Genomic DNA, 15,206 nt, shown 5'->3' with positions numbered 1-15,206 from the left:
GAGGTAGAACCTGCGAATCAACAGACAAACCCGCAACCAACCCGAAAAGGTTAACGAAAACTTAGCAGGTTATCTTTTCATGCTCCCTGCTATTTTGATATTACTTACTTTCGTTATCCTTCCCATCCTCTACGCTGTCTTTCTTTCCCTCCACAAAGTACAACTTTTAGGTAGTATTGAATATAAACTTATTGGCTTGAGAAATTTCACCCATTTGGTAGAAGACGAACAATTAAAAATTGCTCTCAAAAATACAATCGAATATGCAGCAATTGTTGTCCCCAGTCAAACAATTTTCGCTTTAATTCTCGCAGTTACTTTAAATTCTGGTATTCGGGGTAAAAACTGGTGGCGAATCCTCTATTTTTTGCCCACAGTTACATCATCTGCGGTGTTAACACTCATCTTTATGTGGATTTATAATACCGATGGTTTACTAAATGATTTTCTGGCATTTTTGGGATTACCTACTTATAATTGGTTAGGAGATCCAAAAGTGGCATTAAAAGGCATTATGATCATGAATATTTGGTCAACTGCGCCTTTTTATATGGTGATTTATTTAGCAGCTTTACAAGATATTCCCCAAACACTTTATGAAGCAGCCAATTTAGATGGTGCAAATGCTTGGGATCAGTTTATTAATATTACTCTTCCTTTATTACAACCAGTGACTTTGTTTGTGGTAGCAGTAGGCATAATTGGCACTTTTCAATTATTTGATCAATCTTATATTTTTTCCGGTGGCACTGGTGGACCAAATAATGCTACTTTGACGGTGGTATTATTAATTTATCAAGCTGTATTTAGAAATTTACAATTAGGATATGCTGCTGCTGTGGCTTTTTTACTTGCAGCTTTAATCATTTCTATCACTGTCATTCAAAGGCGAATATTTGGAGGTGAAAAAATGTGAATCAAGTTTCTCGTTTTCCTTGGTTGAAAATCCTGTTATATCTGTTGTTAATAACTTATGGTTTTATCACCATTATTCCCTTCCTCTGGGCGCTTTCTGCATCCTTTAAACCTCTTTCCGAAATTATTAGCGGTGAACTAAATTTTATTCCTCACAATTTTACTTTTAAGAACTATCAGCAAATTTTTCTCCAAGAACCGCTATTTTGGCGCTGGTTATTTAACAGTGTAATAATTGCTGTTAGCGTTACGTTTTTCAATTTAATTTTAAATTCAATGGCTGGTTATGCTTTATCTAGATTGCGATTTGTTGGTAAACGCTTTTGGTTATTCTTAATCATCGCAGTTATAGCAGTACCCACACAAATTACTCTCATTCCTACATTTTTGATTTTAAAAACATTGGGTTGGCTTAATTCTTATCAAGGTATGATTGTACCGACTATGGTAAATGCTACCTTCATTTTTATGATGCGGCAGTTTTTTGTTAATTTTCCTCAAGAATTAGAAGAAGCTGCACAACTTGATGGTTTAAGCACTTGGGAGATTTTCCGAGATATTGTTTTACCCCTAGCAAAACCAGCACTAGCAGCACAGGCGGTTTTTGTATTTATGGGTAGTTGGAATAATTTTATACTACCTCTGGTAATTTTATTTGACCCGGAAATGTTTACCTTACCTCTAGGTTTGAATAGCTTTAAAGGTCAATATATCAGCTATTGGAATTATATTATGGCTGCTTCTATGGTGTTTACTTTACCAGCTTTAGGAATTTATGCTTTTTTCAATCGCTATTTTATTCAAGGTGTGACTTTTACGGGTGGAAAAGGTTAACTTTACAAATTGTAAATTTATTTATAAAGATTTGTATCAATTGTCAGCATCTTTCCTATTTCTAATTCCCTGTGATTGACAAACTCAGGATCAGCACCTAATGGTAAACTGATTCATGCTGATGTTAATGATAGCGAGAATATTTTACCAAAGTCATCCTGATAGCTTTTAGCTACAGGATCAGGGGTGTTGTAGTTCTCCCCGTCGGTTTTCTACCCGGCAAACTTTTAGCATCAGATAAATATAGCAACTGACAAGGCAGTTAGGACATCAGCAGATGCTACAACTTAAACACTAAAAGGCTTTTAGCACTGTCACCTGTCACCTGTTCGCTGTCACCTGCTATATCTATGCTTGTGGGAACTATCTTTGTGTCTTAGCTGTGTTGAGCATTACAAACTTGAAGGGGAAATATGTTTAGAAGACTGATAAGCGTTGTTGTTGCTGCTGTTGTATTGAGTTTTCAATTATTCATCGGTAGTGCAACAGCTTTGGAACTAGATCAAGCTACCAGAACTGTCAAATTGAACGAACAGGGTGATACTGTTGTCATTAGCATACCGCAACTGGCAATAGGTAAAAAATTATTTAATGACACCTGCGCTCAATGTCATGCTGGTGGTGTAACCAAGACTAATCAAAACGTAGGATTAGAACCAGAAGCTTTAGCTTTAGCTACACCCAGACGTGACAATATTGAAGGGTTGGTTGACTACATGAAGAATCCTACCACCTACGATGGTGAAACCGAGATTTCTGAAATTCATCCTAGTATCAAGAGCGCCGATATCTTTACAGAAATGAGAAACTTGACAGACGATGACCTGAAGGCGATCGCTGCTCATATTCTCATCCAGCCAAAAATCGTTGGTATTAGATGGGGTGGTGGTAAGATCCATTACTAAACATCTGCTCATTGGCCTTCTTACTTTCTAAAAGTATGGGCAATTTTGCCCTTACTGTAGAAAAATCTCAGTTCCTATTCCTGATACCTGAGTGCATTCAAGCATTTCTGTCATTTTGGTTTACTTATACCTACTGCTTATACTTGACTTTGCTCTCTGGAAGCAGGATTGGGAACTTTGTATTTTAATCTGCACTTTCCTATTAATAACCGCTAATTCTTAAAAAAAATTTTTATCTATGACAGGGTGTCATATTTGGTGTTAAATGTAGTTAACATAAGAAAAGAAAAATAAAACTATATCTCAGGAGAGAGCCATGAAATTAATAGCAGCAAGTTGGAGACGCTTGACTTTAGCTGTTTTAACTGTACTGTTAGTTGTTAGCAGCTTTGCTGTTTTCACTCCCACCGCATCTGCTGAAACCTACACCGTCAAATTGGGTAGTGACAAAGGATTGTTGCAATTTGAGCCTAAGCAGTTAACTGTTAAACCTGGTGACACAATTGTGTGGTTTAACAACAAAGTTCCTCCCCACAACGTTGTCTTTGATCCTATAAAAAATCCTGCTAAGGATAAAGCTTTAGCTGCATCTTTGTCTCACAAAAAATTAGCACTCAATCCTGGGCAAAAAATGGAAACAGTTATCCCCGCAGATGCACCAGCTGGTGATTACACCTTCTACTGCGAACCTCACCGTGGTGCGGGTATGGTTGGTAAACTAACTGTTGCCAGCTAACAATCTCGCTCATTTAACACCAGATGATTTTTTTGCTCATCAGGTGGTACAAACTAATGAATAGGAGCGGTAACGAGTTTGATCCCTGGGAAAGAATAAAGGGATGAGCTAGTTACCGCTAATTTTAGTTTGTAAGATAAATTTTATTGGATAAATGCCGTATTATAATATACAAATTATTCGGTAACTGAAAATGCTACAAGCTCCCGGATTTATTCTAAAATCCAAAATCCAAAATCCAAAATCTAAAATCAGAGATGTGCTTGTTGCGAGGAAAATCTCTTGAGAATACCTTTATTAATTTTACTGTTGGCGATCGCCCTGTTGTTTAACTTCCAATTCATTGATCCCGCCTTAGCCGCAGAAGCATCTACAGGCAGCGCCATTTTTAGTAATCACTGTGCTTCTTGCCATATAGGAGGCGCTAATATCCTAGTTGAACATAAAACTTTACAAAAATCAGCACTATCAAAATATTTAGAAAATTATGATACTGAACCTATTCAAACCATTATCCATCAAATTCAGAACGGTAAAAGTGCCATGCCCGCCTTCAAGAGCAAATTAAGCGAGCAGGAAATTCTGGAAGTGGCCGCTTATGTTTTCCAGAAAGCGGAAACAGGCTGGTAGTATCATCTTTTTTTGAACACTTGTTATGAAGAAAGCAGGGAGCAGGGAGCAAGGGTAAAAATTAATTCTTTCTCCTGACTCCTGACTCCTGACTCCTGACTCCTGACTCCTGACTCCTGACTCCTGACTCCTGACTCCTGACTCCTGAATTCTTAATTTTCTTGATTTGAGTTTTGTCTTGTTTCCTTGATTTGACGTAACTGTTGAATCAACTTTTGAGCAGATTCAGTAGATAAAGCAGGTTTATCATCACTAACTACAGATGTTGGTGATGGATTAGGAATAACAACAGCTTGATTATTAGACTGATTTTTGTCTATTTGTGGATCAGATACTGTTTGAGTCTCTGGACTTGGTGAGGGCTTTAACTGTTGAATCTTCTGGGGAATTTTCCTATCGCCATTATTTGTAAATCTGAGTTGGAAAGGATAAGAGCTAATGCGTTTCTCACCTTTAGGTGGATTAGCGTTGAAAAATTCCCTAGTTTTGGATTGTAGTTCAGGAGCTACTGATCCATCTTGGAACTTGATATCTAGGACCTTACCATTAGGATCTACAACTAATCGACCCAAAACAGTACCTTCCATCCCTTGTTTATTTGTAGAGATAGTTTCACGGATAACTGCTTGTTCCTTAACATTGGGGTATGCTTCCCGAATCGTTTTTCTCAGGGTGTTATAAGAGTCGAGCTTGGCCAATAACTGTTCCCGTTTCTGACCTTGAGAATCAAACTCGCTTCCAGTTGTTACTTGGGTTTGTTGCTGAGTGGAAGTTGCTGAAGATGGGATCACGATTGCTGCTGCTGCCCGTAATTGACCTTTACCTTGTAGAGATGGTTCAGCAGCAATATCAGAAGGAGAATTAGCAGCAATTTGAACTGGGTTATCTCCTAACTGAATTTTTTGTGGTTCAGTAACACCCTGTGGTGTTGCCGTAGAGCCAATATCAATAGCATCAGGAGATGGGTTAATTAGCGGTTCACTAGGTAATTTATTATCTGCCTGAACTTGTGGCAAACGGTTGATATTCAGTGCTTGGGTTTCTTTAATTTTGGCATCTATATCATCCACAAAAGGAGAGGATGAAGGAGAAAATGTATTTCTGCTGATGCGGAAATTAGAAACTTGAGTTCTAAAATCGTTTCTAGCAAATCTTTGGATAGGCTGCCTTTTGGGCAAGTAAGAAAGATTATAGTTGGCCGATGATGTAGGGATCGGTGGCAGTACAGTCTGGCTAGGTAAAGGAGCTTGGATAGCTGATTCTACAGGTGGGATAATAACTTTTTCCTCACCAAAATTAATCAAAGGAATTTCCGGTTGTTGTGGCAGTTGTGGTTGTAAAGCCACCTGGGATGGTGCTGTTTGAGGCAATCGGTTTTGATCAGCCGGACTCAACTCCATTAACCCGACTGCTTTTGTGGTATTAGGTTCTGTGGATTGACCAGAATCAACAGGCATTAATGGCACAATCAAAGCAATAGCACCGTGGATACCAAGAGAGGCTATAGCTGCTATTCCAGTGGGTTGGCTGAATATTTCTGGTATGTTTTTCAGGATGGAAGCGTAAGACATAGCTGTTATCGTTCACTCGGCTCGGTTGCAATTTACTAGTCGAATCAGGCAGAAGGCTGTAACAGTTATAACACCGGAGAGAATCAGCTTTTTTTCATTGCTAGATACAGCCATTTCTGCCATGCTTTACTAGGGATTTTATCTTTTAAATTATATTGCCATTTTTAGAGATTGGGTTCTCTGCTATATAAAACCTAGACAAAACTAGACTTTACTTTCTACTTCAACGGGAGCATGGGAGCGGTTATCCCTCCGTAGACTTGCACGCTGTAGCCCAACGCGATCTTTCTGGTGTGAAAGGAGGCAGGAGTTGAAAGGCAGTTTTGCTGGAGGCCGATTATAGGGGATTTTCAACCCACCTCCAATCATAGACCGCCAAATCACCAGATTATGGCGGGGGACTTAAACCCAAATGGGCGAGTCAAAAAGGCTTTATTCTTAATTCAAAATTCTCCATCCTCCTGCCCCCTGCCTTTTGCCTCGCCCGAAGGGCAGTTAAGATTTTCAAAAAGACTACCACTGTCATTGCTTGGTTTTCGCGTCGGCAATAGTCTTAATTCAATACTGGATATCCCAGGATTATATATCAAGATAGTTGATTTTTTAACTCAAGAGAAATTGATTTTTGTCTACATAAGTATAGCTTTGTCTAGAAAATCGCCAGCTTAGGACTAGCTCACTAACAAATAATAACTTCCTATTTTGGCATTGAAAACAGGAACATTCAAACCAAAGCAGGTAACAGGTTTTTGCTACTCGTGAGTCGGTTCTATTAAAGTTCAATTACCAGATGCTTCCGTAGCAGACAGTTGAGAGAATTTAGCCGTGGGTACTTCTTCCACTTCTGGTAACTTTTCTAAAGCCAAAGCTGTAGATTGACTAGCACCAGATAAACGTTTTAACAGATTTGGTCGGGAATCGTACAACAGGTAAATAATGCGATCGCCTATTTCCCAACTTTGATTAACTGACATTACCTGTAGGCGCTCTTCCCTTTCCATCAATAGCGGTACTAACACCCCAGTCCGAATCTTTTCTTGTATATGCTCCTGCTGACTGGAAAATTCAGCCTCATTCAAAGTAGTTGTTCCCAATTTCACCCGCCCATTATTTAAATATTCATTCCAGGTTTTCACCGGTAAGTCAGAGACAAAAGCTTGATTAACTCTACTATTGCTGCTGTTCAGTGAGCTAGAAGCTTGGGGATCACGGGGAAATACTGCTAAAACACGAGGTGGATTAAATTCTTCTGCTGCCCGTTGTGCTAACACAAAATTCACTTCCCCGTTATTAGTCATTGCCAAAAAAGTACCCCTTGAAGCAATGCCAGCTTCTTCCAATACTTCTGCATCTAGCGCACTACTAGCAATCACGCGCAGATTTTGAGCTTCAGCTTGAGCAAAATATTGGGAGTCAGTGTCAATAATGATTACACTTTCTCCTCGTTCCTGGAAGAACCTGGCAATCAATAAACTCAAAGGATTACAACCCACTATCACCGCCCCAGTGGCATCTTTAGAAGTAATGCGTAACCACTTCACCAGCCAACCGGCTGTTAAGCCCTGACAAAAAACAGTCATGATAATTGTCAAGAACACCAAAGCTTTTATCGCATCACCACCATTAACACCGCGTTGTGTCAGGGAAATGGCAAATAATGAAGCCACAGAAGCAGAAACTATGCCTCTGGGCGCAACCCAACCTAAAAACAATTTCTGTCGCCAATTGAGATTACTGTTCCAAGTACACAATAAAATGTTGATCGGGCGAACCACAAACATCAATACCAAAACAGTGAATAAACTACCCCAACCTAACGCTAATACACTGGCGATAGATAAATCAGCGGCTAGGAGGATAAACAGTACAGAAACACTGAGAATAGTCAATTGATTTTTAAAGCTGCGTAACAGGCGTTCTTCAGGAACTGATGAGTTAGCAAATACCGCACCAGCTACAACTGTAGTCATAATTCCTGACTCACTGCGAATAGTTTGCGCTAAGGTAAACAAACCCCACAGTCCTGCCAACACAATTAGGTTTTTCAGTTCAAAAGAGAGAAAATTGGCGCGTTTGAAAATCCAACTCATCAAAAAACCACCAACACCGCCAATCATTGCGCCTACACTTAAACGCAAGATTAAACCCATAATGGCTTTGATGGGGTCAGGATCACCATTCAAAATAGTATCTAGAACAACGTAGGCTAAAATAGCTCCCACCGGGTCAATTAAAACTCCTTCCCCTTCCAGCAGCGTTGCCACTTGTCGGTCTACGTTGATTTGTTTAATCAGCGGACCAATGACTGTCGGACCTGTGACAACGACTATGGAAGCATAGAGAAAAGCTATATTCCAGGGAAATTCTCCTAGCCAGTGCGCCGCCATACTCCCACCAAGCAGTGTGATCAACGTTCCCAAGGTGACAAGCAATTGCAAACTGACGGAAACTCTGCCCATTTCCCGCAGATCCAATTTCAGACCGCCTTCAAACAAAATAATTGCCGTCGCTAGGGAAACAATTACTTCTAGTCCAGTGCCTAGCAGATGGGGATGCAATAGTCCAATGCCATCAGCACCCAAGAGAATGCCTAACAAAAGTAATAAGACGATGCTGGGCAGCTTGAAATATGCAGCCATCACTTGGGCGCTGATACCTGCAAGAACTGTGAACACCATCTGTAGGGTGATTTGAAAAGATGCTTCCATGTTGTAGATTTTGAGGGATTAATTTCAAAATCCGTTAATTAACCTTTGTGCAGAATCATAAATATTAACTTTACAGGTACAACTGCACACCCATCTTTAAAAAAATAGGAGATTTTTTCATGCTTAGTTGTCCATAGTACGTCTTTTTTCAGGATTTGGCGACCGTGTATGGTGTAGATTTGCAATCGCGTCCAGACCCCTACCCCAAAAACCATGAAAGATTTTTTGATCTGTAATTTTTCGTCTTCTCACCTCCCCATCTCCCAAAGCCTTGTCATTTCATGAATTTTGCGGTTTTCGATGCCGGAAAAAATTTTTTGGAAAAAGGTGTTGACATCCTCTGGGAAATAGAGTAACTTATTAAAAGTGAAGAACGCGATGCCCCCATCGTCTAGAGGCCTAGGACACCTCCCTTTCACGGAGGTAACAGGGATTCGAATTCCCTTGGGGGTATTAAAAAAAAGATAAAATATAAAAAAGTAGAAAGGAAATTTTATCAGTTTCCTTTCTATTTTTCAATTTAAGCTAAGTCATCTTATTATTTTACATAGGGCTTGCTGAATAAATGTAAAACTCAGATAGAACAAAGGTTACAGGTGGTCAGTGAGCTTGCGGTAACAGAGCTTGTCGAAGTGTCGAACTGCTGATAAAGAGGAGAAAAGTGCAAGGGTTTTCAAGGGTATACCTGAAAAAGTGTGTATTTTTTGGGATTTCGAGAGATAGCAAAGAAATTTTCCCACCTCCTCCTGACTCCTGACTCCTATTCCCTCATGAAAAGACTTTCAAAAGCATTCCCTACATAGGTTTGGATTAAGCATTACTTAATTCGTTAGCTCTTTGGCGAATTGCTAGAAGGTTTAGTTGTAGGTCTTTGCTGAGACGTTTTTCAATAATTGCTATTGGCATTGTTAGTTTTGTCCAAACTTGAATTGTGTAGCAGAGGTTAGTACATTGACTTGTACCAAAGGTATAAGGTTCTAAGCTCCAGCAACCGGAAAAACCTTTGAAGTCTCCTTCTACCATTTGGAAGTTGATGAGTTTGGGAAAGATTTCTTCTAGATCCAAAACCACACGCGCACAAAACTTGAAATTGAGCAAACGCTGCGATCCTATCTGTTCTAAGCGTATACCTCCATTGGGATGGTCTAACAAACAACTTTTGGCGAGATTAGGGATAAATTGAGGTAAGGCTTCATAGTCTGTGAGAATTTTCCAGACTTTTTCCACAGGGTGAGGAATTTGGACTTTGGCGGTAATTTGCCTCTGTCGCTCTGCTAATTTCTCCACTTGGATAATGACTGAATCAACATCCAATTTGGTTTCTAGAGCAATATCTAGACTATTGTCATCAATGAGGTTGGGGGAATCAAGTCCCGCTGTGTTGTTTTCTGTAGTCACTGTTGATAATGTGAATGAGTTGCTGAGGAAAACTGAGGTAGTGTGAGGGTAAAACAAATTTCGCTCAACTGAGAGTTGTCAATAGGGTTACTCTGCTATATAAAACCTAGACAAAGCTAGACTTTACTTTCTACTTCAACAGGAGCATGGGAGCAGTTATCCCTCGGTAGACTTTCACGCTTTAGCCAAACGCGATAACATGATTGCCGCATTCAGATCCCTATCCATCTCAAAACTACAGTTCTCGCAGTGATAAATTCTTTCAGATAAAGAAAGACTATCTTTTCTATGTCCACAGCGAGAACAGGTTTTGCTTGATGGATAAAATCTATCAGCAATTATAATTTCACAGCCAAATTTTTTAGATTTATATTCTAGCTGACGCTTAAACTCATAAAATCCACAATCGGCTACTGCTTGAGCTAATTTATGGTTTGATAGCATCCCTGAGACGTTTAAATCTTCTACTACTATCTTGGCGTGGTTTTTGCATAAGTAAGTAGTGATTTGGTGAAGAGTATCTTTTCTCAGGTTTGCTATTCTCGCATGATGTCTAGCTAGTTTAATTTTAGCTTTATGCTTATTGTTTGAACCTTTAGCTTTTCTACAATAGACTTTGGATAATCTTTGTAGTTTAGCTAGATTCTGTTTATAGTGTTTAGGATTAGGAAATATAACACCAGTGCTTAGTGTAGCTAGTTCCTTGACTCCTAAATCAACACCAACAACAGCATGGTTTTTGATAGTTGGTTGACATTCTTGTTCATAAGAAAAGGCTATATACCAACTATCAGCAGTCCTGGAAATAATAATACTTTTACAGGTGCTGTGAGGTAATCCTTCATAAGTTTTTACCCATCCAATTGTCGGTAGTTTTATTGATGTACCACCTACAGGAATTGGTTGACCACCATTATCAATTGTAAAACTATCATTTTTCCCTTTCTTTTTAAAGTTGGGATATTTTGACTGTCCTTTAAAGAATCTCTGGAAAGATTCACCTAAACTATCAAAGGCGTATTGAGTGATTTTCTGACAAATACCTTTTTCTTTAATCCATGCCAATTCAGGTTTTACATGGTTATTAAAGAATTTTTTGAGGATATATTTGTTTGGCTTTAATCCATCTTTATACAAATCCTGCCAAGTAGCTAAACCCCAATTATAGGTAAACCTTGCTATACCAGCGTGTTTAGCCATTAATATTTCCTGGGTTTTGTTTAACTTGAGTTTTGTTTTGATGGATAAAAGCATTTGCTGATAGCTTGCGTGGCGATAGCCATTTTCAACACTATACTTTATCATTTAATTCTGACACATTTTGCTTAATTTTTTAGTCAACTTATTCCATGTATACTTCAAATACTTGTAGTTTTGTATGTACTTGTATAGGTTTGTTTAGTAAATTGTCAACTTAGGACAAGCTCAACAGCGATCGCTCCCTGTAAATGCTGTACTAGAGATTTGACTAATGCCAATCCCAAACCGGTACCAGGAGTCCAACGTCCTTTGCCACGACGAAACTTATCAAAGATATAGGCGGCTTCCTCTTGGGAGATGCCACGTCCTATATTAGTCACTTTGATAATAACTTGATCAACTTCTTGTTCGACTCTGTGAGTTACTTGTAGATGGGCATTGGTATCACGCTCCGAGTATTTACTAACCCACATTCCGCACTTCGTTTTGTAACATACAAAGACTACAACAATTGGGGTTAATGGTCGTTGAATAGCGAACTGCTTGCAGCAGCGCTTCGCTATCGCCAAAGGTCTGTAGTTTATACGTTTAAATATTGAATTATGTCAACATTTTTTGTAAAAATAGTTGAAGTATTACTCTAGTACATATTGAAGTGCGGAAAGCCGGTACTAACGTTGTTTAACAGTTCTTGCAAAATGCGGTCAAAACTCTCGATTTCCATTTGCAGTTTTAACGGCTCTTTGGGTAAACTTTGATTGTTCGTACCCTGTAAAGCACGAGAAAGTATCTTCGCCTAGTTCCGATACTTTCTCCTGGTGGTTGTGGCTTGCTTAATGTTTGATAATTAACCAATACAAACTTTGTTCCAGCACTATGATCATCACTGGTAAGCAACCTGGACTATAATTTGCTATAGAGCCAAACTCTCAGCACTTAGAGGAACCATGTCGCCATTCTTTGTGAGTCCTAATAACATTGGCTGTTGAGCTTCAATTAACTTACCTGTGAGGACACAACGTTCATCTTGTTGGGCTGTAGCGGGTATACTCGCTCGAATGTCAGCACGGGAAAATCGGGGTTTCCACTCACCTGATTTTTGCTGCACATAATTCCAGAGAACATTTCTAATCAAAGCTTGATATCCTTGATTGCCTGCTATCTCTTTCAGTTTATCTTTCAGTTCGCGTTCTAAACGGATGCTGGTAACTTCCATGTCGGTGGTTGATGTGCGTGCGATGGTATGCATTTGATTTTTTCTCCTTTTAGATATGGACAGGATAGTAATACAAGTGTAGTATGTTTAAAGGAATGTTCAATAGATAAAATTTTTTTGAGGTGAATTTTTTTGTGAAATTCATTTACCCTATTTCCAGTCCCTTCCATCCCAGCAACTGTCAGGCCAGTTGGGAAATTGCTGCTGTGGGAGTGGAGTATTTATTTATAGCCGATGGTAGTCAGCATCCAAGGCAAAACACAGAGGGTAATTATGATTTTAGATATATCAACTTTGATCTGCTAAATATTAAACCACTATTAGAGATAACAAGCGGGAGGTAGAGGGAAAATGTTGTACCGGAATAAGACCAGAAAAGTATCAGGTCAATTTTAGCCCCCGCTGCCGATATAGGTAAAGCGGGGGTTTTTAATTGGTGATTGGTGATTGGTGATTGGTGATTGGTGATTGGTGACTAATGACTAAGAGGGTGTTTGAAAAGTATTAGATGAAACCGATAATCTCTAGAAACCTAACCCCCCTTCCCCCCTTCCCTACAAGGGAATGGGGGTTTCAAAGCCTCTCCCCGCGTCGGGGAGAGGTTTGGAGAGGGGTTTATTTATACATTAAAAACTTTTCAAACATCCTCTAAGAGTGTTCCAAACAATAAATGATCCAAAAGCTGTCATTACCCTGTGGAAAGGGTAAACCTAAGCAATGATAATTGGGCATTTTTTTAGTTGGAATACTCTAATGACTAATGACGGATTTGCAAGCAAACCTGGAATAACAGGAGAGCATAAGGAATGCTGAAATTAAATTATACCGAAAGAAGCTTTTATTTAGAGTGTATCACGCTGTCACTGGAAGAATGGGTGGCGCAAAGAGTGATTTGGGCGCTGCGAATCGGTCAACCGCTACATTTTGAACCTAGCACGGCTTCCTTTTTGCTACCTGTAGATTTACCAGGAGTAGAAAGGCTCAAGGCTGAAGCACAACGAAATGACGGTGAAATTATAGCTCTGTCTACCTGTGATGCTGAGCATTTGGAAGTCACCTTGCGGGGTTCTTGGTTATCTTATGGTGCTGAGGATGTCGAGGGTGTGTTTGTAACGACAATGAGCGATCGCACCGAGTTTTTTTTACATCAACTTTGGCAAGAAGCTCAAGTTTGTGCATCTGTTTTCAGTGATTAAATCAGGCAGGGAATAGGGAGTAAAATTTTAGATTTTAGATTTTAGATTTTAGATTTTAGATTGAAGTTAACAAAAACAATCCAAAATCCAAAATCCAAAATCAATAACTCCTGACTCCTGCTTATTTTTGCATTTCTAATAATTCGGGAACTGTGACAAATCTATAACCTTGTTGTTTCAATCCTGTGATAATTTCTGGTAAAGCTTTTACAGTTCTTTCTCGATTTCCTCCCCCATCGTGCATTAAAACAATAGCTCCTGGTTTTGCACCTTTGACCACATTTTTCACAAATATTTGATATTTGGCACGGGTATCGGTATCAGCAGAAGTTAAAGACCACATGACAACGGCTTTATTTTGACTTTTAGCATAAGCAGCTAAACCATTATTTAAATAACCTCCAGGGGGACGAAATATAGATGTTTTTACCCCTGTGGTTTGATAGATTAAATCATTGGTTTTTTCAATTTCACTTTTAGCTGTGGCTGGATTCATTCTTTTATATAAATGATTCCAGGTATGATTACCAATGGCGTGACCTTCAGCTACCACTCGTTTAGCGATTTCTGGATGATTTTTTAAAGAACTTCCTACCCAAAAAAATGTGGCTTTGACATCATGTTCTTTAAAAATATCTAACATTGCTTCTGTGGTTTTTGGCCAAGGACCATCATCAATAGTTAACGCAATAACTTTTTCGTTATTTTTGGGTTCGACTTGATAAACTGTCTTACCTTGAAATTTAGCAGGTACAGTAAAATTCAGGTTTTTGGTTTGTGCTGGTGGTTGTGATTTTGTATTTACTTTATTTTCAGCAATGGAAACTCCCAAAGCTTCGTTGTTGGTTTTTAATTGTCGTGTATTTGGGTTACTGGTACAAGCAGTTAGAAATAATGCTATTGTGGAAACAAAAATAATGTTTCTTGTTTTGTTGTGGTTGTTTGTGGAAGTAGAATTAACAAGGTTTAGCATAGATTTCTGTGATATATTTCACAGTATGGGAATTTGAACTTTTACAGTTTTAACAGAAAATCTCAATTTGGGGTAGAGGTTTCCTTGGTATACAATTCATACCCTTAATTCTAAAATATAAGTAATGGAATATATAAATACAGGGTTTGATAGTTTAGCGGAAGTGATATTTTCTATCTCCAGATAGATTTTGATGAGCTTTTTAGTTCAAAATTCAACCTAATTCTCTCGGAAGATTGATGAAAATGCTCTGACAACCAATTAATCTGAAAGCAGAAAGAAAATAGAGTGGAATAATATCAAAATGAAGATTCTTGATTTTGCTAAATCTAGATGGCAATTAGCATTGAGATTGATAGTAGTGGCTTTTGCTTGTACCTTCATATTTTTATTTAATGCTTTTCCTGCTTTAGCTATCAGTAGTTATCAAAGTGAACCAACAGAAGGAACGACACAATTATTAGAAACTCAACGCAAAACTGATGAAGCTGCTAAAAAACCACCGATAGGAATGAAAGAATCTCAAGAAAAAACTAGGAGAGGACTTAACGAGGTTCAAGGAGCAGCAGATATTGAAAAAATGAAGCGTCCTGAAAATACCGAAAGTGCGACTACTTCAGTAGAACAGGAAGTAGAAGGTTTTTTGGAAAAAATTACAGGCACAAACAAATAATTCATAATTCATAATTCATAATTATGAGTTTTCGTTTTTGAATTGGTTTGGTGGGCGAATTTTAAATAAAATACATAAGATCCCCGTATCCCAGATTCTGATTGACTAGATAAACAAGAATTAGGGGATCTGATTATTATTTATGAATATTCCACCTATTCCTCAAAAAATAAATATATAATATTATATAAAAAATATATAATATTAATTAAATCCTCAGTTTACTTGATAATCTTACTTTTGGTTGATGT

General features: G+C 38.5%; 14 protein-coding genes, 1 tRNA gene and 1 pseudogene. 9 read left to right on the top strand and 7 right to left on the bottom strand.

The window, feature by feature from the left end; all coding sequences use genetic code 11:
- Positions 1–79: 79 nt before the first annotated feature.
- The 5 genes from K2F26_RS21560 to petJ all read left to right on the top strand — a co-directional run bounded on the left by K2F26_RS21560 (position 80) and on the right by petJ (position 4,020).
- Positions 80–916 (top strand): carbohydrate ABC transporter permease, encoded by an 837-nt coding sequence (locus tag K2F26_RS21560; protein ID WP_220609418.1) that lies wholly within the window; start codon positions 80–82, stop codon positions 914–916.
- A complete protein-coding gene (locus tag K2F26_RS21555) occupies positions 913–1,749 on the top strand; it encodes a carbohydrate ABC transporter permease (RefSeq protein ID WP_220609417.1) in 837 nt (278 codons plus the stop codon). The genes K2F26_RS21560 and K2F26_RS21555 overlap by 4 nt, the downstream gene beginning before the upstream one ends.
- 413 nt (positions 1,750–2,162) lie before the next feature.
- A complete protein-coding gene (gene psbV / locus K2F26_RS21550; protein WP_220609416.1) occupies positions 2,163–2,654 on the top strand; it encodes a photosystem II cytochrome c-550 in 492 nt (163 codons plus the stop codon).
- Between the two features lie 316 nt (positions 2,655–2,970).
- Positions 2,971–3,390 carry a plastocyanin gene (petE, locus tag K2F26_RS21545; RefSeq protein ID WP_194052053.1) on the top strand — a complete coding sequence of 140 codons (420 nt, stop codon included), beginning with the start codon at positions 2,971–2,973 and terminating at the stop codon, positions 3,388–3,390.
- Between the two features lie 282 nt (positions 3,391–3,672).
- Positions 3,673–4,020, top strand: coding sequence for a cytochrome c6 PetJ (gene petJ, locus K2F26_RS21540; protein WP_096568360.1), 348 nt, complete (start codon positions 3,673–3,675; stop codon positions 4,018–4,020).
- Between the two features lie 152 nt (positions 4,021–4,172).
- Here the strand turns inward: petJ and K2F26_RS21535 are convergent, their stop codons facing one another.
- Both K2F26_RS21535 and K2F26_RS21530 read right to left on the bottom strand, forming a co-directional pair.
- Positions 4,173–5,591, bottom strand: a complete 1,419-nt coding sequence (locus tag K2F26_RS21535; RefSeq protein WP_220609415.1) for an energy transducer TonB — start codon at positions 5,589–5,591, stop codon at positions 4,173–4,175.
- Between the two features lie 779 nt (positions 5,592–6,370).
- Positions 6,371–8,299, bottom strand: coding sequence for a cation:proton antiporter (locus K2F26_RS21530; RefSeq protein WP_220609414.1), 1,929 nt, complete (start codon positions 8,297–8,299; stop codon positions 6,371–6,373).
- Between the two features lie 380 nt (positions 8,300–8,679).
- Between K2F26_RS21530 and K2F26_RS21525 the strand changes: the two genes are divergently transcribed.
- Positions 8,680–8,752: transfer RNA gene (locus K2F26_RS21525), tRNA-Glu, on the top strand.
- A gap of 357 nt (positions 8,753–9,109) precedes the next feature.
- On the opposite strand, the gene K2F26_RS21520 is transcribed toward K2F26_RS21525, so the two are convergent.
- The 4 genes and pseudogenes from K2F26_RS21520 to K2F26_RS21505 all read right to left on the bottom strand — a co-directional run bounded on the left by K2F26_RS21520 (position 9,110) and on the right by K2F26_RS21505 (position 12,146).
- Positions 9,110–9,697, bottom strand: a complete 588-nt coding sequence (locus tag K2F26_RS21520) for an SRPBCC family protein (RefSeq protein ID WP_220609413.1) — start codon at positions 9,695–9,697, stop codon at positions 9,110–9,112.
- Between the two features lie 174 nt (positions 9,698–9,871).
- Entirely contained in the window at positions 9,872–10,951 is a 1,080-nt protein-coding gene (locus K2F26_RS21515; RefSeq protein ID WP_220611979.1) for an RNA-guided endonuclease InsQ/TnpB family protein, read from the bottom strand.
- A 170-nt stretch (positions 10,952–11,121) separates the two neighbouring features.
- Positions 11,122–11,358, bottom strand: a pseudogene (locus K2F26_RS21510) (sensor histidine kinase); the annotation flags it as partial.
- A 452-nt stretch (positions 11,359–11,810) separates the two neighbouring features.
- Positions 11,811–12,146 (bottom strand): hypothetical protein, encoded by a 336-nt coding sequence (locus K2F26_RS21505; RefSeq protein ID WP_220609412.1) that lies wholly within the window; start codon positions 12,144–12,146, stop codon positions 11,811–11,813.
- 101 nt (positions 12,147–12,247) lie between these two features.
- Here K2F26_RS21505 and K2F26_RS21500 point away from each other — a divergent pair, with 101 nt between their 5' ends.
- Together K2F26_RS21500 and K2F26_RS21495 are read left to right on the top strand one after the other, a co-directional pair.
- Positions 12,248–12,457, top strand: a complete 210-nt coding sequence (locus K2F26_RS21500) for a hypothetical protein (RefSeq protein ID WP_246605447.1) — start codon at positions 12,248–12,250, stop codon at positions 12,455–12,457.
- A 462-nt stretch (positions 12,458–12,919) separates the two neighbouring features.
- Positions 12,920–13,309 (top strand): alr0857 family protein, encoded by a 390-nt coding sequence (locus K2F26_RS21495; protein WP_220609410.1) that lies wholly within the window; start codon positions 12,920–12,922, stop codon positions 13,307–13,309.
- Between the two features lie 121 nt (positions 13,310–13,430).
- Here K2F26_RS21495 and K2F26_RS21490 read toward each other — a convergent pair whose 3' ends face one another.
- Entirely contained in the window at positions 13,431–14,282 is an 852-nt protein-coding gene (locus K2F26_RS21490) for a polysaccharide deacetylase family protein (protein ID WP_220609409.1), read from the bottom strand.
- A 304-nt stretch (positions 14,283–14,586) separates the two neighbouring features.
- On the opposite strand from K2F26_RS21490, the gene K2F26_RS21485 reads away from it, so the two are divergent.
- Positions 14,587–14,955: a hypothetical protein gene (locus tag K2F26_RS21485; RefSeq protein WP_220609408.1), complete on the top strand. Its 369-nt coding sequence runs from the start codon at positions 14,587–14,589 to the stop codon at positions 14,953–14,955.
- Positions 14,956–15,206: the final 251 nt, after the last annotated feature.

This window comes from Sphaerospermopsis torques-reginae ITEP-024 (assembly GCF_019598945.1).
Lineage (GTDB): Bacteria > Cyanobacteriota > Cyanobacteriia > Cyanobacteriales > Nostocaceae > Sphaerospermopsis.
The sequence above is the reverse complement of the archived record's forward strand: the minus strand, read 5'-3'. Positions and strand labels throughout refer to the sequence as shown.